At 68.2% G+C, this 21,796-nt stretch carries 19 protein-coding genes; 9 read left to right on the top strand and 10 right to left on the bottom strand.

The window, feature by feature from the left end; genetic code table 11:
- The first annotated feature begins 22 nt into the window (after positions 1–22).
- The 3 genes from SK854_RS44220 to SK854_RS44210 all read left to right on the top strand — a co-directional run bounded on the left by SK854_RS44220 (position 23) and on the right by SK854_RS44210 (position 3,028).
- Positions 23–301 (top strand): hypothetical protein, encoded by a 279-nt coding sequence (locus tag SK854_RS44220; protein ID WP_319981177.1) that lies wholly within the window; start codon positions 23–25, stop codon positions 299–301.
- 209 nt (positions 302–510) lie between these two features.
- Complete coding sequence (locus SK854_RS44215; RefSeq protein ID WP_406601900.1) at positions 511–1,854, top strand: cellulose binding domain-containing protein; 1,344 nt, start codon at positions 511–513, stop codon at positions 1,852–1,854.
- Between the two features lie 88 nt (positions 1,855–1,942).
- Complete coding sequence (locus SK854_RS44210; protein WP_406601907.1) at positions 1,943–3,028, top strand: MFS transporter; 1,086 nt, start codon at positions 1,943–1,945, stop codon at positions 3,026–3,028.
- On the opposite strand, the gene SK854_RS44205 is transcribed toward SK854_RS44210, so the two are convergent.
- The 3 genes from SK854_RS44205 to SK854_RS44195 are packed head-to-tail and all read right to left on the bottom strand — an operon-like array spanning position 3,022 to position 5,374.
- Positions 3,022–3,966, bottom strand: coding sequence for a DUF1152 domain-containing protein (locus tag SK854_RS44205; RefSeq protein ID WP_319981175.1), 945 nt, complete (start codon positions 3,964–3,966; stop codon positions 3,022–3,024). The genes SK854_RS44210 and SK854_RS44205 overlap by 7 nt on opposite strands.
- A complete protein-coding gene (locus SK854_RS44200; RefSeq protein WP_319981174.1) occupies positions 3,906–4,604 on the bottom strand; it encodes an LLM class flavin-dependent oxidoreductase in 699 nt (232 codons plus the stop codon). The genes SK854_RS44205 and SK854_RS44200 overlap by 61 nt, the downstream gene beginning before the upstream one ends.
- Positions 4,605–4,609: 5 nt before the next feature.
- Entirely contained in the window at positions 4,610–5,374 is a 765-nt protein-coding gene (locus SK854_RS44195) for an NmrA family NAD(P)-binding protein (protein ID WP_319981173.1), read from the bottom strand.
- 147 nt (positions 5,375–5,521) lie between these two features.
- On the opposite strand from SK854_RS44195, the gene SK854_RS44190 reads away from it, so the two are divergent.
- Both SK854_RS44190 and SK854_RS44185 read left to right on the top strand, forming a co-directional pair.
- Positions 5,522–6,376 carry a bile acid:sodium symporter family protein gene (locus SK854_RS44190; RefSeq protein ID WP_319981172.1) on the top strand — a complete coding sequence of 285 codons (855 nt, stop codon included), beginning with the start codon at positions 5,522–5,524 and terminating at the stop codon, positions 6,374–6,376.
- 33 nt (positions 6,377–6,409) lie between these two features.
- On the top strand, positions 6,410–7,816 hold the full coding sequence (locus SK854_RS44185) for a carboxylesterase/lipase family protein (RefSeq protein ID WP_319981171.1): 1,407 nt from the start codon (positions 6,410–6,412) through the stop codon (positions 7,814–7,816).
- On the opposite strand, the gene SK854_RS44180 is transcribed toward SK854_RS44185, so the two are convergent.
- Positions 7,809–9,323 carry a M28 family peptidase gene (locus SK854_RS44180; RefSeq protein WP_319981170.1) on the bottom strand — a complete coding sequence of 505 codons (1,515 nt, stop codon included), beginning with the start codon at positions 9,321–9,323 and terminating at the stop codon, positions 7,809–7,811. The two genes, SK854_RS44185 and SK854_RS44180, sit on opposite strands and share 8 nt — an antisense overlap.
- A gap of 102 nt (positions 9,324–9,425) precedes the next feature.
- On the opposite strand from SK854_RS44180, the gene SK854_RS44175 reads away from it, so the two are divergent.
- Entirely contained in the window at positions 9,426–10,223 is a 798-nt protein-coding gene (locus SK854_RS44175) for a lipopolysaccharide kinase InaA family protein (RefSeq protein WP_319981169.1), read from the top strand.
- Here SK854_RS44175 and SK854_RS44170 read toward each other — a convergent pair.
- Both SK854_RS44170 and SK854_RS44165 read right to left on the bottom strand, forming a co-directional pair.
- Positions 10,140–10,919, bottom strand: a complete 780-nt coding sequence (locus SK854_RS44170) for an ABC transporter permease (protein WP_319981168.1) — start codon at positions 10,917–10,919, stop codon at positions 10,140–10,142. The two genes, SK854_RS44175 and SK854_RS44170, sit on opposite strands and share 84 nt — an antisense overlap.
- The gene (locus SK854_RS44165; RefSeq protein WP_406601906.1) at positions 10,916–11,824 is read right to left on the bottom strand and encodes an ATP-binding cassette domain-containing protein; all 909 of its coding nucleotides are present in this window, start codon (positions 11,822–11,824) and stop codon (positions 10,916–10,918) included. Before SK854_RS44165 ends, SK854_RS44170 begins: the two co-directional genes overlap by 4 nt.
- Before the next feature lie 127 nt (positions 11,825–11,951).
- Here SK854_RS44165 and SK854_RS44160 point away from each other — a divergent pair, with 127 nt between their 5' ends.
- Positions 11,952–12,701: a TetR/AcrR family transcriptional regulator gene (locus tag SK854_RS44160; RefSeq protein WP_319981166.1), complete on the top strand. Its 750-nt coding sequence runs from the start codon at positions 11,952–11,954 to the stop codon at positions 12,699–12,701.
- A gap of 205 nt (positions 12,702–12,906) precedes the next feature.
- Positions 12,907–13,668, top strand: a complete 762-nt coding sequence (locus tag SK854_RS44155) for an anti-sigma factor family protein (protein WP_319981165.1) — start codon at positions 12,907–12,909, stop codon at positions 13,666–13,668.
- A 66-nt stretch (positions 13,669–13,734) separates the two neighbouring features.
- Here the strand turns inward: SK854_RS44155 and SK854_RS44150 are convergent, their stop codons facing one another.
- The 4 genes from SK854_RS44150 to SK854_RS44135 are packed head-to-tail and all read right to left on the bottom strand — an operon-like array spanning position 13,735 to position 19,268.
- A complete protein-coding gene (locus tag SK854_RS44150; protein WP_319981164.1) occupies positions 13,735–15,156 on the bottom strand; it encodes a nickel/cobalt transporter in 1,422 nt (473 codons plus the stop codon).
- Complete coding sequence (locus tag SK854_RS44145) at positions 15,153–16,454, bottom strand: tetratricopeptide repeat protein (RefSeq protein WP_319981163.1); 1,302 nt, start codon at positions 16,452–16,454, stop codon at positions 15,153–15,155. The genes SK854_RS44150 and SK854_RS44145 overlap by 4 nt, the downstream gene beginning before the upstream one ends.
- A complete protein-coding gene (locus SK854_RS44140) occupies positions 16,451–18,049 on the bottom strand; it encodes a DUF4331 domain-containing protein (RefSeq protein ID WP_319981162.1) in 1,599 nt (532 codons plus the stop codon). Before SK854_RS44140 ends, SK854_RS44145 begins: the two co-directional genes overlap by 4 nt.
- Positions 18,050–18,095: 46 nt before the next feature.
- Positions 18,096–19,268 (bottom strand): pyridoxal phosphate-dependent aminotransferase, encoded by a 1,173-nt coding sequence (locus tag SK854_RS44135; RefSeq protein ID WP_319981161.1) that lies wholly within the window; start codon positions 19,266–19,268, stop codon positions 18,096–18,098.
- A gap of 455 nt (positions 19,269–19,723) precedes the next feature.
- Here SK854_RS44135 and SK854_RS44130 point away from each other — a divergent pair, with 455 nt between their 5' ends.
- The gene (locus tag SK854_RS44130) at positions 19,724–21,775 is read left to right on the top strand and encodes a DNA gyrase/topoisomerase IV subunit B (RefSeq protein ID WP_319981160.1); all 2,052 of its coding nucleotides are present in this window, start codon (positions 19,724–19,726) and stop codon (positions 21,773–21,775) included.
- Positions 21,776–21,796: the final 21 nt, after the last annotated feature.

Raw genomic sequence — 21,796 nt, 5'->3', positions numbered from 1 at the left:
CCGGCTGAGCGACAATTCCGGCGTGATCGGGTGGTCTCGGCACTACTTCGCCGACGAGGACGCCTCGTTCCATTATGAGGTCGACGACGAGGGGCGGGTCTGCCGGCAGGTCGATCTGCGCGGCACGGATCTGCGCCCGCTGACGGCGGTGATCGCGTACGAGAAGAGGTTCGGCGTCCTGGCCGAGGGCGCCGCGTCCGAGGAGGAAGTGCGAGCCTGCCCCGGCGTCGAGGAGATCTCCGCCGGCGAGTTCGAACGCGTCTGGACGACCGCCCGCGAACACCTCGAACGAGTCGCCTGACGCGTCCCGGTCTCGGTACCGGTTTCATCCACGTCAGGGACTTTCGTCAGTGGTCAACTGACAACCATGTCAAGTGGACTGAGCGTGAGAGCGTTCCCTCGAAACGCGCTGACTAGGGCGAACGATGTCCGGTTCATCCCCTTGAACAGGTGGTTTAGACCAGTTAACGTGCCTGCCATCACGTACCCCCTGCACGTGAATGGAGCACCATGAAGAAGTTTCGCTGGCAGATCCTGACCCTCGGCCTGGCTATGGCCACCGTGGTCGGAGGCGTTGTCGCCGCGCCCGCGAGTGGCGCGTCGGGCGTGACGGCGGCGTTCACCAAGACGTCGGACTGGGGCAGCGGCTACGAGGCCAAGTACACGATCTCCAACAGCGGTGGGTCCGCGCTCTCGTCGTGGACCGTCGAGTTCACGCTGCCCAGCGGGCAGTCGATCGCGTCGCTGTGGGACGGCAGCTATGCCGCCAACGGCCAGAACATCACCGTCCGCAGCACCTGGAACGGCAACGTCCCGGTCGGTGGCAGCACCAGTTTCGGCTTCACCGTGAAGGGTTCCGGCGCGAACCCGTCCAACTGCACGGTCAACGGCGGTTCGTGCGACGGCACCGGCAACCCGCCGACGACCACGACGACCACCACCACGACCACCACCACGACGACGTCGAACCCGCCGTTGCCCGGCAACGGACGGGGCGCGCCCTACCTGTACCTGGGCTGGGGCGACCCGCAGAACGCGACGCAGGTCATGAAGGACACCGGCGTCAAGTGGTTCACGCTCGCGTTCGTGCTGTCGAGCGGCGGCTGCAACCCCGCATGGGACGGCCAGCGTCCGCTGACCGGTGGCGCCGACCAGCAGACGATCAACGCCATCCGCGCGGCCGGTGGTGACATCGTGCCGTCGTTCGGTGGCTGGAGCGGCAACAAGCTGGGCCCGAACTGCTCGACCCCCGAGGCGTTGGCCGGCGCGTACCAGCAGGTCATCAACGCCTACGGGCTCAAGGCGATCGACATCGACATCGAGAACTCCGACGAGTTCGAGAACACGACGGTGCAGGACCGGATCATCACGGCCCTGAAGATCGTCAAGCAGAACAACCCCGGCATCCAGACGATCGTCACGTTCGGCACCGGCACCACGGGCCCGAACTTCTACGGCGCCCGGCTGATCGACCAGGCCAAGGCGCTGAACGCGAACATCGACGTGTTCACGATCATGCCGTTCGACTTCGGCAGCTCGAACGTCCGCGCGGACACCATCGGCGCGGCCACGGGGCTGAAGAACAAGCTCAAGTCGGCCTTCGGCTGGAGCGACGCCGAGGCGTTCAAGCACGTCGGCATCTCGGGCATGAACGGCCTGTCGGACCAGCGCGAGCTGACCACGGTCGACGACTGGACCGCGATTCGCGACTGGTCGAAGTCCAACGGCCTCGGGCGACTGGCCTTCTGGTCGGTCAACCGCGACCGCGGCGGCTGCGACGGCCAGGTGTCCGCGAGTTGCTCGGGCATCGGGCAGACCGAGCTGGCGTTCACGAAGATCACCGCGGGTTTCTAGGCGACTACGGGCCGTCAGCGCCATTTAATCGGTGGCGCCGGCGGCCTAGTCTGGTGCCATGCGACGACGACATTGATCTTCAACTGATCTGACCCGAACCGCGACGGCGTATGCGTGGTGCTCGCACCTCATCCCCATCTACGCGCTGTACGCGTTGCTCTTCGCCGACAGCGGGCTGTCCGACGCCCAGATCTCGGTGCTGCTCGCCATCTGGTCGCTGACCGCGGTGGTCTTCGAGGTGCCGTCCGGCGCTCTCGCCGACCGGTTCTCGCGGCGCGGCTCCCTGGTGGTCGCCGGTGTGCTTCAGGCCGCCGGGTACGCGTCCTGGGTGCTGTTCCCGTCTTTCTGGGGTTTCGCGGCCGGTTTCGTGCTGTGGGGTCTCGGCGGAACGCTGACGTCGGGCGCGTTCGAAGCCCTGCTGTACGACGGGCTGGCGGCCAACGGCGACGAGGACCGGTACGGTCGGCTCAACGCCCGTGTCGACACCATCGAGCTGATCGCCCAGGTGCCGGTGGCGGTCGTGGCCACCGCGCTGTTCTCCTTCGGTGGCTACCAACTCGCCGGCTGGGCGTCCGTCGCGATGTGCCTCGCGTCGTCGGTGATCGCTTTGAGGTTCCCCGAACCTGAACGCGGCTCCGACGAGGACGACGAGCCCGGCTACTTCGCGACGCTGAGAACCGGTCTGCGCGAGGCCATCCCGATCAGGCGTGCCGTCCTGGCAGTGGCTCTGGTGTACGCGCTCGACGCGTTCGAGGAGTACTTCACGCTGCTGGCCCAGGACTGGGACGTGCCGACGGTGTGGGTGCCGCTGGCGACGATCGGCATACCGCTGACGGGTGCGGCCGGTGCCTCACTGGCCGGGCGACTGCCGTTCCGCGGCTGGGTGCTGTTCGCCTCGGGCGCGCTGCTGATCGTGGCCGCGTGGCTGGCGGTGCCGCCGGCGATCGTCCTGCTGGGACTGTTCTACGGCCTGTACCGGTTCGTGCTGGTGCACGTGGAAACCGAGCTCCAGCACCGGATCGAGTCCGATTCCCGCGCGACGGTCACGTCCGTGGCCGCGATCGGCTCGGAGTTCGTGGCGTTCGCGGTCTACGGACTGTGGGTGCTGGGCTCGGCCGTCGCCATCGGTGTGATGGTTTTGCTGGTGGCGCTGGTGATCTGGCGTCGTCAGTGAGGGAGTGCGCGGCGAGGGCGTCGGTCATCGACGCCCTCGCGGTACTCCTCGATCGCGAGCGCCACGTCGAACGCCGTCCGCGTCTTCTCCAGCGCGGGCAGGTAGTGCACGCCACGGGCCAGCGCATCCAGATCGACGCTGAAGTACACGCCCATCAACGGGTTCACGAACAGCTCGCTGCCCTCGGTGCGGGTGGTGAACTGCACGTTCCCGAACTCGCCGCGCAGCGAGGCCGCGATCTGCCCGTTCACGATGCTCGGCGACAACGGCGTCGCGTCCTGCGCCTGCTGCACCGCGGTCGTGTAGGCGCGGGCCTCGTGGCTGTCCGACGGGATCGACAACGCGCCGAGGTAGGCGCCCTGCTTGTCCAGCGCGGCCAGGTTCTCCAGCACGTGCGCGTGGCACACGCCGTGGTGCGCGTCGATGCCGAACCCGAGGCTGGTCACGATCTTCACGATGCCGTCGATGCCTGTCACGGCGGCGAGGCTCGTCATGTCCTCGGTGGGCGTGCCGAGGTGCTGCTCGTCGCCGCGCAGCAGGATGTCCGTGCCGCCGTCGACGAGCACGACCGCGTCGATGGCGTGCTTCTCGATGATCGTGCGGTAGGCGCTGCGCAACGGCCGCACGCCCGTGCGCGGGAACGCGTAGACGGTGTCGTTGAGGAACCGCGCGAGCTCGCGTTCGGGGAAGTACGCGTCCTCGCCGGAGGTTTCCGGTGCGACGGCGGCAAGTCCGCGCTCCAGCCACGCGTCGAGGTCGAGGCGTTCGAGGTCGCTGAAGCTGAGGCTGGCGTAGTGCACGCGCTTGCCCTGGCCGCGCAACGCGACGCCGAGCGGGATGCCGGCGAACACGTCGAAGCCGCCGCCCGCCCCGGCGATCAGGACGTTCTGTGCGGCGTGGAGTCTGGCGAAGAGCGGCGGTGTGGCAAGGCTGAACACACCGCCGACCCTAGCTTTTCGACGTCCGCGGGGCTGCTGACTTTCACGAGCAGGCGATCGGGTTCCCAGGTCAGACCCTCGTCCAGTTCGGTTGCCAGCACTCCGACCCGAGGATGCGCGGCCTGGTCGCGGTACCGGGAGAGGTGCTCGGTCCGGTCGGCGAACACGAACAGCCCGTCGTCGTGCTCCGCCGCCAGATCGGCGATCTCGGGCGACCGCGTGCAGGCGTGCCAGAGGTAGGGCCGCTCGGGCCACAGCGCCTTCAGCGCCAGGTGGTGCTCGATCGTCAACGGCAGGCTGTACTCGATCTCCTTGCCGAACCAGCCGAACACCCTCGCCGTGTTGCCGCGGCCGAGCACCAGGTCGGTCCTGCCGGGGGCGAGGAGGGCGAGCGTGGCGTACTCGGCGGCGAGCCGGGCCGGGTCGTTCGTGGTGATCAGAGTGGTGGCCGTGGACAGTCGCAGCGTCGTGCGAGCCGCGATGTGGGCGAGGAGCGCGGCGGGACAGGACGAGTTGTAGGGCGGGTTGTGGTGCTCGCCGACCGCGAAGACGTCGAGACCTGCCTCCTCGGCCGCGATCGCCAGGGCGACGATCTCCGACGGCTGGAGGTCGCCCGCGGTGAAGACGCCGATCTGCACGTCCCTCAGCGTCCTCGCACGAAGTCGGCGAACGAACGCAGACCAGGGTGGAGGGCGCGCAACGCCTCGATGTCGACGGGCGGTTCGGCGCGATCGCTGAACACCTTGCGCAACTCCGGATCGTCCACCTGGACCTGTTCGTACTCGACGCCCATCAGCCCGGCGATCTCCACCGGTGTCAGCAGGTCTCCGGCCAGCGTCAGCGACGAGCCGACGAACCGCGCGGGATCGGCGAAGACGCGTGCGGCGATCGCGCCGATGTCGTCCACCGCGATCAGGTGGTAGCGGACCGACGGATGCAGCAGGTGCTTCAGCTTCGGCCGGCTCGGCGCGTACAGCCCGTTCATGAACGTCGTCGGTCGCAGCACCGTCGCGGGCTGGCCGATGTCCGCGATGTGCCGCTCCACCTCCCACTTGCTGTCGAACGACGCGACGCCCGTCTCGGTGGCCGCGGCCACCAGCGACGCGCACACGAGGTGCGGGACACCGGCCGCCAGTGCGGCGTCGGCGACGTTGCGGCCCCACCGGGTCTCCACGGCGGGGGAGTAGCCCCGCGGAGAGCGTGGGTCGTGCGGTGCGGGCTGCACGCTGAACACCGCGTCGGCGCCCGCGAAGGCCCGCACGAGCGACTCCGGCGAGTCCTGGTCGGCCACCGTGCCGCTGGGGATCTGCTCGAACCTGCTCACCGCGCGGACGTCCCACCCCGCCTCGATGAGGTGCCGTGCCACGGCGCCGCCCTGTCTACCGGTCGCCCCGAGTACCGCCGCCATCATTTCTGCCCCCAGAAGGTTTTCCACAGGACTATCACGGATCTGGGGCGTGGTGCCGCCACCTGGCCGATTCCATCGGGCCGGGCGTAACGCCAGGATCTTCCGAACAGATCAAACTGCACAAGCTGGACATCCGCGGAGGCCACCGTGCTAGTCGTACAGATCTTCCTGCCGCTGGCACTGGGCCTGGTGATGTTCGGACTCGGTCTCACCCTGACGGTCGCGGACTTCGCCAGGGTCGCCAAGTACCCCAAGGCCGCGGTCATCGCGCTCACCTGCCAGGTGATCATCCTGCCCGCGATCTGCCTCGGGCTGGTGCTCGCGTTCGGGCTCAAGGGCGTGCTCGCGGTCGGCATGATGCTGCTCGTCGCATCGCCGGGCGGCACGTCGGCGAACCTCTTCAGCCACCTCGCCGGCGGGGACGTGGCGCTCAACATCACGCTCACCGCGATCAACTCGGTGCTCGCGGTGTTCACGCTGCCGCTGGTCGTCGGCCTGAGCATGGCGCACTTCATGGCGGACAGCGCCGAGGTCGGGTTGCAGCCGGCGAAGTTCGTGCAGGTGTTCGCGATCGTGCTGGTGCCGGTGGCGATCGGCATGCTGGTGCGGCGGAAGTTCGAGGCCTGGGCTCTGAAGATGAACGACCCGGTGCGCATCGCGTCCGTCGTGGTGCTGGTGCTCGTCATCATCGCGGCGATCGCGCAGGCCTACCAGCAGCTGATCGACAACATCGGGACGCTCGGCCCGGTGGCGTTGCTGCTGAGCATCTTCAGCCTGCTGATCGGCTACTACGTGCCCAAGGCGTTCAAGGTCGAGCGCAAGCAGGCGATCGCGTCGGCGATGGAGATCGGCATCCACAACGCCACGATCGCAATCACGCTGGCGCTGACCGTGCTGAACGACGAGACGATGGCGATCCCGCCCGCCGTGTACGGGGTGCTGATGTACCTGCCGGCGGCGGTGGCGGCACGGTTGTTGTCCCGCACGAAGACCGCCGTCTAAAGCGGTTGCCGTGGTGGTTAGGTTGATCGTGACATGCGTTCAACCTCAACCACATTGATGGCGGCCGTACTCGTTGCCGCAACCGCTGTTCCCGCCCACGCCGCGGGAATCGTCCGCACTGACACCGGATCTGTGTCAGGAACCACCACTGAAGCCCTGCGCTCGTTCCAGGGCATCCCCTTCGCCGCACCGCCGATCGGCGAGAACCGCTGGCGCGATCCGCAGCCCGCGCAGCCCTGGCAGGGCGTTCTCAAGGCAGACGAGCCCGGTCCTCGGTGCGAGACCGGCGAAGACTGCCTGTACCTCAACGTCACGACGCCTGCGAAAGCCACGAACCGCCCGGTCATGGTCTGGATCCACGGCGGCGGCTTCACCAGCGGCGCCGGCTCCGACTACGGCGCGGACCAGTTGGCGCGCAACGGTTCTGTCGTCGTCACGATCAACTATCGCCTCGGCGCGTTCGGGTACTTCGGCTTCCCGGGACTCGAAGGCTCCGGCGCGTTCGGCCTGAGCGACCAGCAGGCCGCGCTCGGCTGGGTCCAGCGCAACATCCGGCAGTTCGGCGGTGACCCGCACAACGTCACGCTCTTCGGCGCGTCCGCTGGCGGGCTGTCGACGTGCGCGCAGCTGACCTCGCCCAAGGCTCGCGGCCTGTTCCGCCGGGCGATCATCCAAAGTGGACCGTGCCAGTTCGGCACCCCGGCGGGGGAGAACCGGATCCAGCACGCCTGGGTCGAGCGCGAGGACGTCGAACGGGCCGGTGCGCAGGCGACGGGCTGTGCGGACGTCGCGTGCCTGCGCCGGCTCACGGTCGAGCAGGTCACAGCGCTGACCCCGCAGTTCTCGTCGCCCGCGTACGGCACGGAAGCCCTGCCGGAGAACCCGATCACGGCACTCCGTGAAGGCCGCTTCCACAAGATCCCTGTGCTCGCGGGCACCGCGCGCGACGAGTTCTCGGTGTTCGCCGCGATGTTCTACCCACCGCTGGACGCCGCCGGGTACGAGCAGGCGTTGACCGAGGGCTTCGGCGCCGCCAAGGCACAGCGAGTCCTCGCCGCCTACCCGCCGCGAGGGGGCGACGAACGGGTGCCGCTCTCCGCGGCGCTCTCGGCCATGACCTCGGCCTGCCCCACCGCCGAACTGCGCGCGCAGACGCACGCGTTCGGCTACGAGTTCGCCGAACCCGAGCCGCCGATGATCTTCCCCGGCATGCCGGACTTCCCGTACGGCGCCTACCACGGCTCGGAGCTGCCGTTCCTGATGCGATACGCCGGCGTCGAGCTCGCCGGGAAGCAGCGGAAGCTCTCCGAGGAGATGGTGCGGGTGTGGACCCGGTTCGCGCGGACCGGACGTCCCGGCTGGGCCCGCCAGGACGTCCGGCTCTTCGCGACCGAGCAGGTCGCACCGGTGGATCACCGGTGCGACCTCTGGGCTAACTAGTCGAACCCCGTGGCGCGCGTCCGTGCGACTTGCCGGGCGCGCGCACGCCGTTCACCGTCGAGGTGTCGAACGCGAACGTGATCACCGCGGTGGCGATCGCGTCGGCGTTGACGTCCAGGGCGGTCAGGTTCAGGTTCGACCTGTCGTCGCACGGCTGGTGGTAGCACGGGTCGAACGCGATGCCCGCGGTGCCGCCGTACCGTGCCGCCTGCTCGGCCGTCTTCACGTCCTCCGCTCCGGTGAACAGGCCGCCGGCCGGGATGTTGACCGCGATGAACGGCCCGTAGTCCGACCGTCCGGAGAAGTCCGTGTCCTCCGAGGGCAGCCCGCGGTCGGCGTAGAACTTCTCGAAGACGTCCTCGATCTGCGCCGACCCCGGCGGGATCGGCACGGGCGCGGTGCCGCTGGAGTCGTCACCGTCGTAGATGCCGTAGAAGTGGTTCGGCGAGCCGACCATGTCGAAGTTCAGGTACAGCGCGATCTTGTCCTGCTCGGCCTGCGGCAGCGTGGCGACGTAGTGCTCGGACCCGAGCAGGCCCTCCTCCTCGGCGCCCCACCAGGCGAAGCGGACCTTCGCGTTGGGCTTGACCTTGCTCATCTGGATCGCCGTCTCCAGCAACGCCGCCGAGCCGCTGCCGTTGTCGTTGATGCCGGGCCCGTCCTGGACGCTGTCGAGGTGCGCGCCGGACATCACGACGTTGTCCGGGTTGCCGTCCCGGGTCTCGGCGAAGACGTTCCACGCCTGCCGGGTCTCCTCGGTGAAGTCGACCTTCACCCGGACCGTGGCGCCGGGCGTGAGCACGATGAGCTCCTCGGCGGCGGCGTAGGTCGCGAACACCACGGGGATCGCGAGACCCGGCGTGTCCCCGATCGGCGTGACCAGGCCGGTGCGGCCGGGCTGGCCCTCGTTGAACAGGATCGCCGCCGACGCTCCCGCGGCCTGGGCGTTCAGCGCCTTCACGTTGAACCCGCAGGTGCCGCGTTGCAGCATCGCGACGCGGCCGGGAACGAACCCGGCGAAGTCGGCGGCCTCGCAGCCGCTGCTGTTGCCGTTCGGCGCCGGGGTCGGCGGGACGACCACGTCGACGGGCTGGATGACGCCCGTGACGTCACCCTCGGCCGTCGGGACGAACCCGTTGCGGTTGAAGTCGGTGTCCCGCTGGAAGGTCCGCGGCACCGGCGAGACGCGGTCGAGCCGGGAGTTGTCCTCCACGTACGGGAAGTCGAACGACTGCACGCTCGGCGAGTAGCCGGCCGCGTTCAGTTGTGAGACCACGTAGTTCACCGACGCCTGGTATCCAGGACGTCCGGCCGCGCGGTCGCCGTGGGTGTCCGCGATGGACTGGAACGCGTCGAGATGTCGCAGGACACCGTTCAGCGTCACGGCTTTGGTGAGTTTCGCAGGAGAGTTGTTGTTGGGATCAGCGAGTGCCTGTCCGGTCACTGCCAGTGGTAGAACCAGTGTCAGGACCGACAACAGCGCCATGCGCCGAGGACGTTGGACCATCGGTGTGCCTCCATGCGTACATCGCCGCCGAATGCGTCCCCCCGACGATCCTTATCTGTCCGATGTGTCTCGTGTTACACCGTTGCTACGGGAGGTGGGTGTTTGTTCCGGTTGCTGGAGACCGCTCTGCGCGTCGAACCGCTGCGAGGCGAAGGTCTCACCAACGTCCTGCACCTCGTCACGCTGGCCGACGGGCGCAAAGCCGTGCTGCGGCAACCCAAGGTCGCGCGCGACCTGCCGAAGTTCGTCGTGCCCGGCGCGCCGGAGATCCTCGCGCACAACGGACGCGGTGACGTGCTGGTCGAGTACGTCGAGGGCCGGACGCTCGCGGACGCGCTGCCGGTCTCCGAAGAGACCTGGCGCAGCATCGGCCTGGCGTTCCGGAAGATCCACGACGTCGGCCTCCTGCACAACGACGTGAACCTCCACAACATCATTGTCGGAGAAGGCGAAGCCACGCTGATCGACTGGGACAACCCCGGCCAGGGCAACCCGCTCGACGAGCTCGCGGCGTTCGAGGAGCACCTCTACCTGCACGGAACCGTGCTGCCCCAAGCGTTCTGGATCGGTTACGGGAGCCGGCCCGACCCGGCCCTGCTGCGGGTGCACCGGATCGCGGGCTGCATCGGCTGGCTCGCGAGCGAGGACTGGCAGGAGTGGGAGGACGACCGGACGCTCCGGCCCGAGTTGCTGGCCAGGGTCCGGAACTGGCGGCGACTGCTCGCCCAGTGGCTCGCCGACCAGCTCCGGACCGATCTAGCGCGATGCACCCGTCTGGCCAGCGAACTCACCCAGCATGGGTTGGTGGGCAACGCACTAGCGACTGAGGTTGCGGTACTTCAACACCGACAGCGGCCAGAAGATCGCCACGAACACCGCAGGCCACAGCACAGCGAGTAGCAACGAGTTCTGCGCGGCCCACGAGTCGCCGCCGACACCGGGGTTGCCGAACAGCTCCCGCGCCGCCGCCACCGTCGACGACAGCGGGTTCCACTCCGCGACGACCCGCAGCCAGCCCGGCATCAGCTCCGGGGAGACGAACGTGTTCGCGAACATCGTCAGCGGGAACAGGAACATCCACGACGCCTGCGCGGCCTCCGGCTTGACCAGCAGGCCGAGGTAGATGCCGACCCAGACCAGCGCGAACCGCAGCCACAGGAACAGCGCGAACGCCAGCAGCGCGTTGAGCAGCCCGTCGCGGAACGACCAGCCGATCACCAGCCCGCACAGCGCGAGCACCAGCAGTTCCAGCGACGAGTTCACCAGGTCCGCGATGCTGCGCCCGGCCACGACGCCGGTCTGCGACATCGGCGAGGCGCGGAACCGGTCCGTGACGCCGCGATCGGCGTCCATCGACACCATCATGATCGTGCTCGCGACGCCGAACGCGATGGTCTGGCCGAACATGCCCGGCAGCAGGAACTCGATGTAGTCGCCGCCGCCGAAGACGTTCATCGCGCTGCCGAACACCAGCCCGAAGATCAGCACCGAGATGATCGGGTAGGCGAGGTTCGCGAACACCCTGACGGGCTCGCGCACCCAGTGGATCAGGTCCCGCCTGGCGACGATCCACGAGTCGACGGCCGCGTACCTCATGCCCGCACCTCCGAGACTGCCTTGTGGCCCGTGATGGCGAGGAAGACGTCGTCCAGCGTCGGCCGCCGCAGCGCGATGTCCTCGGCCTCCACACCGTGCGCGGCCAGCGCCGACGTCACCCGCGTCAGCGCCGCCACCCGGTCGGCCACCGCCGCGCTGACCCGGAACGTGTCGGCGTCCACCTCGGCGTCCGGGCCGAGGACGTCCGCCACGACCGGCAGTTCGTCGGCGTTGCGGACCACGACCTCGATCCGGTCGCCGCCGAGCTTGGACTTGAGCTGGTCCGGCGTGCCCTGCGCGGCCACGCGGCCGGTGTCCATCACGACGATCTGGTCGGCGAGCTGGTCGGCCTCGTCCAGGTACTGCGTGGTCAGCAGCACCGTCGTCCCCTCCGCGACGACCCGCTTCACCTCCCGCCACACCTCGCCGCGGTTGCGCGGGTCGAGGCCGGTCGTCGGTTCGTCCAGGAACAGCACCGACGGACGCGTGATGAAGCTCGACGCCAGGTCCAGGCGCCGCCGCATGCCGCCCGAGTACAGCTTGGCCCGCTTGCCGGCCGCATCGGTGAGCCCGAACTGCTCCAGCAACTCGTCCGCCCGCACCTCGGCCTGGCGCTTGCCCAGGTGGTAGAGCCGCCCCCACATGATCAGGTTCTCCCTGCCGGTCAGCACGTCGTCGACCGTGGACTGCTGGCCGTTCAACGCCACCTGACGGCGCACCGCCGGCGCCTCCCGCGCCACGTCGTGGCCCGCGACCTCGGCGCGGCCGCCGTCCAGGCGCAGCAACGTCGCGAGGATGCGCACCGCCGTGGTCTTGCCGGCGCCGTTCGGGCCGAGCAGCCCGCAGACCGTTCCGGCCGGCACGGCCAGGTCGAACCCGTCGAGCGCGGCCTTCTTGTCGAACATCTTCCGCAGGCCTTCCGCGAGCACCGCGTGTCCCACGCCTTCGCCCCCTAACTGCTTACGTTGTACACCGGGTGTACGTTGTACACGGTTCTAGGATTCACAGCAAGCAGGTTGTGAAGGGGGCTGGGTGAAGAGCGATCGGGACCGGAGCGTGCGGCTGCTGTGGGAGGCGCCGGTCGAGCCGACCAGGGGACCGAAGGCCGCGCTGAGTCAGTCGCGGGTGGTCGAGGCGGCCATCGAGGTGGCCGACGCCGAGGGGGTCGAGGCGCTGACCATGCGCCGGGTCGCCGAGACGCTGGGCTTCACCACCATGTCGCTCTACCGGCACGTACCGGGCAAGTCCGAGCTGCTGGACCTGATGGTCGACGCGGTGTGGGGCGAGACCGAGCACACGCCGCGGGGCCCGTGGCGGGCCGGGCTGGAGTTCTTCGCACGGCAGATGTGGGCGATGTACCGCGCGCACCCGTGGATGCTCCAGTTGACGGCGTCGCGGCGGATGCCCGGCCCGCAGGCCATGACGCGCCAGGACGCCGCCTACGCCGTGGTGTCCGAGCTGGGGCTGGCGACCGAGGAGATCGTGGCGGTGGCGACGGCGGTGTCCCACTTCGTCGTCGGCGTCGGCCGGACGATGGCGGACCGCGTCCAGGCCGAACGGGAGACCGGCGTGTCCGAGGAGGACTGGTGGAACGGCAGGGAGGCGCTCTGGGAGCACTTCACGCCGGACCGGCTGCCGATGATGACGCACATCTGGAACTCGGGCGGCTTCGAGCGGATGCTCGACGACTTCGAGTTCGGTCTCGCCAGGGTCCTGGACGGCCTCGCGGTGTTCATTGAGACGGAGGACCGGCCGCTGGTTCGTCCACAGACGTGCCTGTAGCATTCGAGACACCTTGAGTCGTCCGATCGAGTGAAAAGCGCAGCTCAGGCGGGGCCGGAACCGTAGTTGGCCGGTTACGTAATGCCATTGTTATGCGCAATCAGAATGAACTCGTTCGCAAGCTGAACCGACCACTCCTATCTGCCCGTTTTCCTTCGTGACACCGTTTCGCCGCGGGGGCAAATCGGGACGACGAGGAGGTCGTATGACAGCTGGCGCGCACGACGCGGTCACCCTTGGCTGCTACGCGCTCGGCGTTCTGGACGCGCACGAGAGTCTTGGCGTGGAGCAGCACCTTCGGGGCTGTCCGTCCTGCCGTGCGCAGGTCGCCGACTTCCATCGGATCCGCACAGCACTTGACGACGTGCCACGTGAGGCATTTCTGCACGAGCTCGAGGACGACCTGCCCATGCCGTCGGACCTGCTGCTGCAGCGCACGCTGCGGCAGATCAGGCAGGAGTCGGTCATTCCGCAGCAGCGGGAGTCCGCCCCACGCCCGAGAGCGAGTCCTCCACTGCCAGTGGAGGACCTCCCCGAACCGCAGCACGCCAGGGCACGGCGCTGGCCGGGCTATCTCGTCGCCGCGGCTGTCGCCGCGGTGGTCGCGTTCGGGGGTGCGGCGGTGTTCATGCAGAACCAGGCACCGCAGTCGACGATCGCCGGACCTCGCACGGGCGAGGGCAAGGCGAACGGCGGCATCGAGCTGAAGGCGAACATCGCGCCTTCGTCTCAGGACCGGTACATGGTCACGGCCGAGATCAACGGCCTGCCTGCCTTGCAGAAGTGCAAGCTGGTCGTGATCGGCAAGGACGGCACCAAGACGGAGGCGTTCGCCTGGACCTCGTCCGAGAAGGCGAAGGCCGAGGGTGCCACCGTGCGAGGCGTGGTGAGCGTCCCGCCGGACCAGGTGCAGTCGATCGCGGTCGAGAACACCGAGGGCAAGCAGTTCGTGGTGGCGAACCTGTAAGGACGGAAACGGACGAAGGCCCCGGATTCTTCACGAATCCGGGGCCTTCGACTTGCATTGGTGTAATTAGACCGCCTGCAATGTCAGCCAGGCGCCGACGACGATGACCATCGCGGCTGTGCCGACAGGTGCGTAATGGGACAGCATGCGGGTGGCACGGCCGTCCAGGATTCTCTCGACGCGTTCCCGCGCCTTCACGAGCAGCAGGCCGACCGCGGTGAGCGTGCCGGCCATGCCGATTCCGTAGCCGACGACCAGCAGGACGCCGAACCACGTGCGGCCCAGGGCCATCGCGCCCAGGAGGACCACCAGTGCGGACGGCGAGGGGACCAGGCCGTTGGCCGCGCCCATGCCGATGAGGCTCGCGCGGCTGTACCCGTGGCCGTGCCCATGACCGTGTCCGTGGCCATGACCGTGCCCATGTCCGTGGCCGTGCCCATGTCCGTGGCCGTGCCCGTGTCCGGTCAGGGCTCCGGCGAGCGCGGGTTCGCGGGTCGTCGACAGGGCCGAACGCAGCAGCATCACGCCGATCGCGGCGATCAGCAGGCCGCTGACCAGCCCGAGCCAGCGCAGCACCTGTTCACCGGCGAACGCGCTGGAGGCACTGATGATCAAGCCGAGGATCAGCACGCCGCCGGTGTGCGTGGCCGTGACCGACGCACCGACGATGAACGCGTCCTTCGGCGTGCCCTGACGACCGGCCAGATAGGCCGCGATGAGCGTCTTGCCGTGACCGGGCAACGCCGCGTGCGACGCGCCGAGCACCAACGACAGCAACAACGCCAAAAACCCGAGCCACGGCGTGAGGTCGTCGCTGCCCAGGATGTCGTTGAGCTTGGCCGCTGTGACGCTGAAGGACTGGACGGGGGAGCCGGTGGCCTTCTTCGGCTCGGACCCGGTGCCCGGTTCGGCGCTGAACGCGACGGAGCGGACGTCCATCGGACTGCTGAGCAGGTCCTCCGGGTACGTCCGCAGTTCGTCGCTGATGCTCTCGGTCGGCACCGGCGAGTCCGCGATCCTGATGCCGGTGCCGGCGGCGGTGATCTCACGCCAGCCGACCCGGTCGGCGTTCGACTCGTCGTGGAACTCGAGCCTGGCCGGCCGGTCCAGATCCACCCTGGCGGTGAACTCGCAGACCAGCCGGGTCGTGCTGAGATCGGCCTGGCCGACCGGGTGCTCCTTGGTGGAACTCGCCAGCGTCCAGGAGATCTGCCGCCCGTCCACAGTGGAGCGATCGGTGCGGGACACCTCGTCGCACCACTGCTTCGCGTCGCGGGTCTTCAGGTTCTCCTGCAGCGTCGGGATCTCCGCCACGTCGACCACGGATCTGAGATCGATCCGGTCCGGGTGCAGGTGCAGCCCGTGGTAGTGGTTGACGCTGAAGTTGCCCAACGGGTGGGCGGACGCCTCGCCGTTGATGAAGAAGATGCCGGCGAGCAGCAGCGCCGCCACCAGGACGGGCCGCACCACCCAGTTGGACAGACTCACCGGCCGCCTCGAAGCTCCGCGAGCTTGCGGCCGGCCTTGAGCGCCTGCAACGGGGAGAAGTTCGCGTTCAGCCGCAGCGCCTGCACCAGTGCCTCCTGGGCCTCGGCGACACGGCCGAGCGCGGCCAGGATCATGCCGCGGTGGTAGGAGAACGTGGCGTTCTGCCAGCCCAGCGCCACCGCGCGGTCGGAGTAGCCCAACGCCTCGGCGTCCCTGCCGTTCACGTGCAACGCCCAGGCCATCGCGTCGGCCACGAAAACGCTCTGCCGGCGGCTCCACTCGGCTTCCGCACGGCGCAGCGCCTGCATGCCATCACCGCGGTCAGCGGCGACGAGGGCCGCGGCCAGATCGTCGGAAGCACCCTGGGACTCCATCAGCCGTTGCTGCTCGGAAAGGACGTCGTACTGCCGCGCGGCCTCGTCACCGCGACCGTTGGCCTCCAGCAGTTCCGCGTACTCCTGCAGGTACTGGGGCAGGGGAGCGCGGGCCACCAGCCTGCGGTAGCTCTCGATCGCCACCGGGACCTCGCCCCGTGCCGCCGTGACCTTGGCCATGCCTTGAGTGAGAGTCATGTCGTCTCCTCTCGCCGCCAGTCCCTGCGCGTAGTGCTGAGCGGCTTCGTCGAGCCGGTTGTGGTCGAACGCGAGTTCGCCCAGCCGGTAACGGCAGAACGCGATCTCCTCGGGCGTCGTGGCGGCCTTCAGCGCGCGTTGCATCGCGTCGCGGGCGCCGTCGACGTCACCGTGGAGTTCGAAGTGGAAGGAAGCGCGGGCGAACGACGCCGTGTTGGGCTTGAGATCCAGCATCTTCTGCACCGCGTCCTGCGCGCCCGCGTCGTCGCCCAGTTGCGTCAACGCGTCCGCCAGCACGCCGTACGCCTCCGAGGAGGACGGCAGTGCGGTGATGGCTTTCTGAGCCCAGTCGCGGGCTGTGTGGAAGTCGTGGCGGGAGTTGGCCAGCGTGCCCATGCCGATCGCGGCCAGGCCCGTGTCACCCGCGTTCTTCAAAGCGCCTTCGGCCTTCGCGTAGTACGCCGGATCGGCCGTGACCCGGGCAAGTTCCACATAGGACGAACCGAGCTTGGCCCAGGAGTCCTTGTCCTGCGGAAGCTCGTGCAGCCGCTGCTGCAGCTGGTGCACCACGCGGTGCATCTGGTTCTGCTGCGCCACCGCCGGAACCGGGGGAACGGGGGGCGCGCCCCCGGCCCTGCTGTCGGCAGGACCGGAGGCGGCGAGGTAGGCAAGCGCCGCGGTGACCAGGAGAACCACCGCGACGGCCTGCCGTTGCTGGTACTTCACTTCGAGTGCGACCCGTACTTGCGGATCGATGCCTGGCGCTTGCGCCACAGGAAGAAACCGGCGCCGAACACGAACGCCGAGCCCACCGCGGTGGTCATGGCCATCGGGTCGATGTTGCCGATCTTGCCGACCGGGTTGACCGCGACCTCGGCCGTGGTGCCCGAGGCGTTGACGGCGGTGCCGTTGCGGGGCAGGCCGACGTACGGGAAGTTCGCCTCGAACGGCTGGTCGTTCGCGTCGACCTTGTCACCCGTGGCGAGCGCGTCGACGAGCTTGCCGGACGCCGCCGCACCTTCCATCGCCTGAACAGCGATGTCCACCACGTCGTCGGTCAGCCGTCGGCCGTTCGGGAAGCCCTGCGTGTCACCCGCGAGCAGGCCCAGGCGGTTCGGGTTGGCGTTCGGGTCGATCATCATGTTCAGCCGCAGCATCTCGGACGGGCGGAACTTCCGCGCGTCCACGTCCTGGTTGTTGACCTGCGAGTTCAGGTCGGCGTTGATCTGCGCGCCGAGCTTCTTCGTGATGCCGGTCAGGAAGATCTCGGCCAGGTCGTCGCGCTGACCCTGCGGTGCCGGGATCTTGTAGATCGCCTCGATGAGCTTCGGCAGCTCCGGGTTCACCACCCGGTCGACGAGCTCCTTCACGCCGGCGTCCTGGTCGGGGCGCAGGCCGTTGAACGCGTCCTTGAGGCCCGCGGGGGCCACGACCTCGTTGACCAGCGGGTTGCCCAGACGAGAGACCTGCACGAAGTCGCCCTGCGGCTCCGCCTTGCCCGGCGAGAGCTTCAGGCTCCGCTTCTGCGTGGTGCTCCAGATGCCGATGTTCGGGTTGCGATGGGCGTCGTTGCGGAGCGCCAGCGCCTGCTTGGGCAGCTGGATCGCGATGGTGTTGACGTTGTAGCCGCGCAGCGTGTCCTGGCCGACCTCGCTCAGGTTGCCGCCGTAGAGCAGGTCGAACACCCGCAGGTCGGCGAAGAACGCGTCCTCCGACGGGCCCACGTACACCTTGCCGCCACCGGCGATCTGGGTGATCGCCTGGTCGCGCAGCTTCTTGAAGTCCGGCATCGACGCCGGGCCGTTCGGGGACGGCGCCACCGGGGCGTTGTTGACCAGCTTGACCTTCTGGCCGTTCTGGTAGATCGCCTCGAGGTTGTAGCGCTGCCGGAACAGCAGGTTCTCGTCGTCGAGCGAGTCCACGACACCGTTGGAGTACAGGAACGTGTTGTTCTTGCGCCGGTCGTCGTTCTCGAAGGTGAACCGCAGGGTGACGTCAGGCTTGGCGTCACCGTCGCTGTCGACGTTGAAGTCGTACTGCGCGTCCTCGGCCCACGGGAAGAAGTTGGGGCCACCGTTGGGTTCCTGGAACCCGGACCAGTTGCCGACCAGCGTCACGGTGTCCTTGTGGTCCGGACTCACGAACGCGTACAGGTCGGTGTTGTCCACTGCCGGGTCGCCCGCGATGAGCGGAGCCTCGCGGTGAGACGACGCCGTGGCGTTCGTACCGCCGAACATGGCCGCGTTCAGCAGTGTGGCGGCCACCAGCGCGGCCGCAGCCACCTGGCCGCGCCGACCGCTGAGGGCGTGCGGTGATGACATTTGTGGGCAACCTTTCGGAGATGGAGAGCAGGGTGTGCTGTTGCTTTCAGGCGCTGTGCATGAGCAGCGACGGTTCGCTGGAATGGCTGGAATGAACGGCGTGGCTTGTCCACCTCGCCTGGGTGAAGTCGCGGATGCCCTCGACGAGCCGTTCCACGTCCTGTTCGGGTCGGACGACCAGACGGGCGAACTTGCTGGTCATGCCGAGCTTGTTGCCGCATTCGCGGATGAAGACCTGGTGCTTGGCCAGCAGGTGGTCGCGCAGTTCGCGGCCGTCCATGCCTCCGCCGAGCTTCACGAACAGGAAGTTCGCCTGCGACGAGTAGACCGTCAGGTCCGGGATGCGCGAGAGCTCCATGCCCATGCGGTACCGGTCGCGGCTCAGCAGCCGCAGGCTCTCGGCGTACTCCGCCTCGTGCTCGGCCAGCATGAACACGACGGTTTCCGCGAGAGAATTGAGGTTCCACTTCGGCAGCGCCTTGCGCATCTTCCCGGCCAGTCCCGGGTTCGCGACCAGATAGCCGAACCGGATGCCGTGCAGGCCGAAGTTCTTGCCGAGGCTCTTCAGCACGACCACGTTGGGCCGGATGGACGCCTCGGCGGCGACCGACGGATTGCGCTCGACCTCGACGAAGTCGATGAACGACTCGTCGATCACGATCAGATCGAGGTCGGACAGCTCGTCCATGAACCGGATGATCTCCCGGCGCGGCAGGTAGCCGCCGTCCGGATTGTTCGGGTTGCAGATGACCGCGACCCTGCTGCCCCGCGTGCGGATGAACTTGATGTACTCGTCGATGTCGAGCTCGAAGTTGTTGCTCTCCTGGAGCAGGAACATGTCGACGCGCTTGTTGCTCTCCATCGGCTGGTCGGTCCAGCGGCCGAAGGTGGGGATCGGGATGGCGACGCTCTCGTGGATCCACAGGTGGTCCATCCACGTGATGAGCTCGGTCGAGCCGTTCGACATCGCGAGCGTCGCCGGATTCAGGCCCAGCACCTTGGAGAGCTGGTCCGCGATCTTGCTGGAGTCGCTCGGGTAGAACTTGAGGATCGACTCGAGGTTCTTCGACAGCTCCTCGAACATCTCCGGCGTCGGGAAGTACGGATTGCACGGGATGCAGAAGTCGACGAGCTCACCCGCACCGGTCCGCGACAGCTCGAAATAGGACGGGCTGTGCGCGGTCTGCTGGAAGAGACCCGAGTCCACACCATGCCGCACGCGACCACTCCGTCCTTCGATCCGGTTCCGACACCGGGGCATACGTGCCGATGTTCATCCCGGTTCACGGGTCGGTTCCGGGAAGGTCTCGGAACGGTCTCGCGCGCAACCTCGGTCCGTGCCGTCGCCGACCTGCCTCTCCGGTGGCCTCGCGTCCACTTAGGACAGAAGAACTGACCTGATCGGGCGTCTGGGATTGGCCGCGCACGTGCCCGGGTACCCGGCCTCGAGTCCCGCTCGCGCGCGTGATGTAGGCCAACCGCTCGCGCGACCGATCTCGTTTGGGACAGTTGCGGACGCTTCCGCAGGTCAGCAGGGCTGTGCGGGTGCCTGACGCGCAGGTGTGACGCACCATTCAGGGCGGTTTCCACTTCCGTGACGGGCGTCCTGCGAAAAATTGTCGGTCGGGACGGATACCCTGCTGGCAGTCCGCACACAATCAGGGAGCAGTACCCGTGACCGCAGAGACCCTGTACGGGGCCGACGACCTCACCCATCTGGAAGGTCTGGAGGCCGTACGCAAACGGCCAGGCATGTACATCGGGTCGACCGACAGCCGGGGCATCAACCACCTCTTCAGCGAGATCGTCGACAACTCGACCGACGAAGGCGTCGCGGGGCACGCGACGAAGATCGTGGTCACCCTGCACGCGGACGGCAGCGTCCAGGTCGACGACGACGGCCGCGGCATCCCCACCGACGTGCACGCCAAGTCCGGTCTGTCCGGTGTGGAACTGGTGCTCACGAAGCTGCACGCCGGCGGCAAGTTCGGCGGCTCCGGCTACAAGACCTCCGGCGGCCTGCACGGCGTCGGCGCCTCCGCCGTCAACGCCCTCTCCCACCGCTACGACGTCACCGTGCGGCGCGGCGGCAAGGTCCACGAGATGTCGTTCGCCCACGGCGTTCCCGGCGTCTTCGACGGCCCCGGCCCCAAGGCCAAGTTCACCCGCCAGAACGGGTTGAGCATCGTCGGCAAGATGAAGCGCAACGAGTCGACCGGCACCTCGACCCGTTACTGGTACGACGCTCGTTACTTCGAGAACGGCGCCACGCTGGACGTCGACACCGTCCGCACGAAGCTGCGCAACACCGCGTTCCTCGTCCCCGGCGTGACCTACGTGCTGAGGTCGGCACTAGAGGAAACGATCTCCGAAGAGGTCTTCCACTACCCTCACGGCCTGACGGACATGGTCGACTTCCTGGCCCCCTCAGGCGACCGCGCCGTCTCCGGCACGCTGGTGATCACCGGCTCCGGCACCTACTTCGAGAACGCCGCCGACGAGAACGGCGTGATGCGGTCCAAAGTGGAGCGTCAGGCCGAGATCGAGGTCGCCCTCCGCTGGGGCACCGGCTACGAACGCACCGTCGAATGCTTCACCAACACCATCCGCAACGTGCACGGCGGCACCCACCGCCGCGGCTTCGACCGCGCGGTCGTGAAGTCGATCCAGGACGCCATCTCCAAGACCCGAGGGCTCCTGAAGCCCAAGGAGGAGATGCCGACCCTCGACGACGTGCTCGAAGGCATGACGGCCGTCATCCACGTCCGCATCCCCGAACCGCAGTTCACCTCGCAGACCAAGGACGAACTCTCCACCGCCGGCATCACCAAGGTCCTGCAGGGCATCGTCGACCAGCAGATCCGCGCGTGGACAGAAGACCGCAAGACCAAGATGGAAGCCAAGACCGTCCTGCAGAAGGTCGTCGACGCCTCCCGCGTCCGGCTCACGCAGAAGCAGCAGAAGGACGCGGCGCGCCGCAAGACGGCGCTCGAGGGCGCGGCGATGCCCGCGAAGCTCGTCGACTGCCGCACCACCGGGGTGGCTCGTTCTGAGCTGTTTCTCGTGGAAGGCGACTCCGCCCTCGGCTCGGCTCGCATGGCGCGCGTCTCCGAGTACCAGGCGCTGCTTCCCTTGCGCGGCAAGATCCTCAACGTCCAGAAGGCCTCGCTCGCCGACACGCTGCGCAACGCCGAGATCGCCTCCATCGTCCAGGTCCTGGGCGCCGGCACCGGCCGCACGTTCGACCTCCCGCAGATGCGGTACGGCCGCGTGATCCTGATGGCCGACGCGGACGTCGACGGAAGCCACATCCGGACGTTGCTGATCACGTTGTTCGCCAAGTACATGCGCCCGGTGATCGAGGACGGCCGCCTCTACGCGGCCATGCCCCCGTTGCACAAGGTCATGACGCGCGGCCGCAACGCCGAAACGCACTTCACCTTCACCCAGCGCCAGATGGAGCAGACCGTCGCGCGGCTGGAGAAGGCCGGCAAGCAGGTGGTCACACCGGTGCCGCGGTTCAAGGGCCTGGGCGAGATGGACGCGGACGAGTTGTGGGAGACCACGATGAACCCGTCCACCCGCTCCGTCCGGCGCATCACGATGGACGACGTCGAAGCCGCCGAGGAAGCCCTCGAACTCCTGATGGGCGAGAAGGTCGAGCCGCGCCGCAACTGGCTCGTCGAGTCCGCCGCACGGGTCGACCAGTCGGCCATCGATCTCTAAGCCTCAACGGACAGACGGAGT

It is taken from the genome of Lentzea sokolovensis (genome assembly GCF_033949975.1).
Taxonomy (GTDB): Bacteria; Actinomycetota; Actinomycetes; order Mycobacteriales; family Pseudonocardiaceae; genus Lentzea; species Lentzea sokolovensis.
Note: the sequence above shows the minus strand (reverse complement) of the source record. Positions and strands in the feature narration are given on the sequence as shown.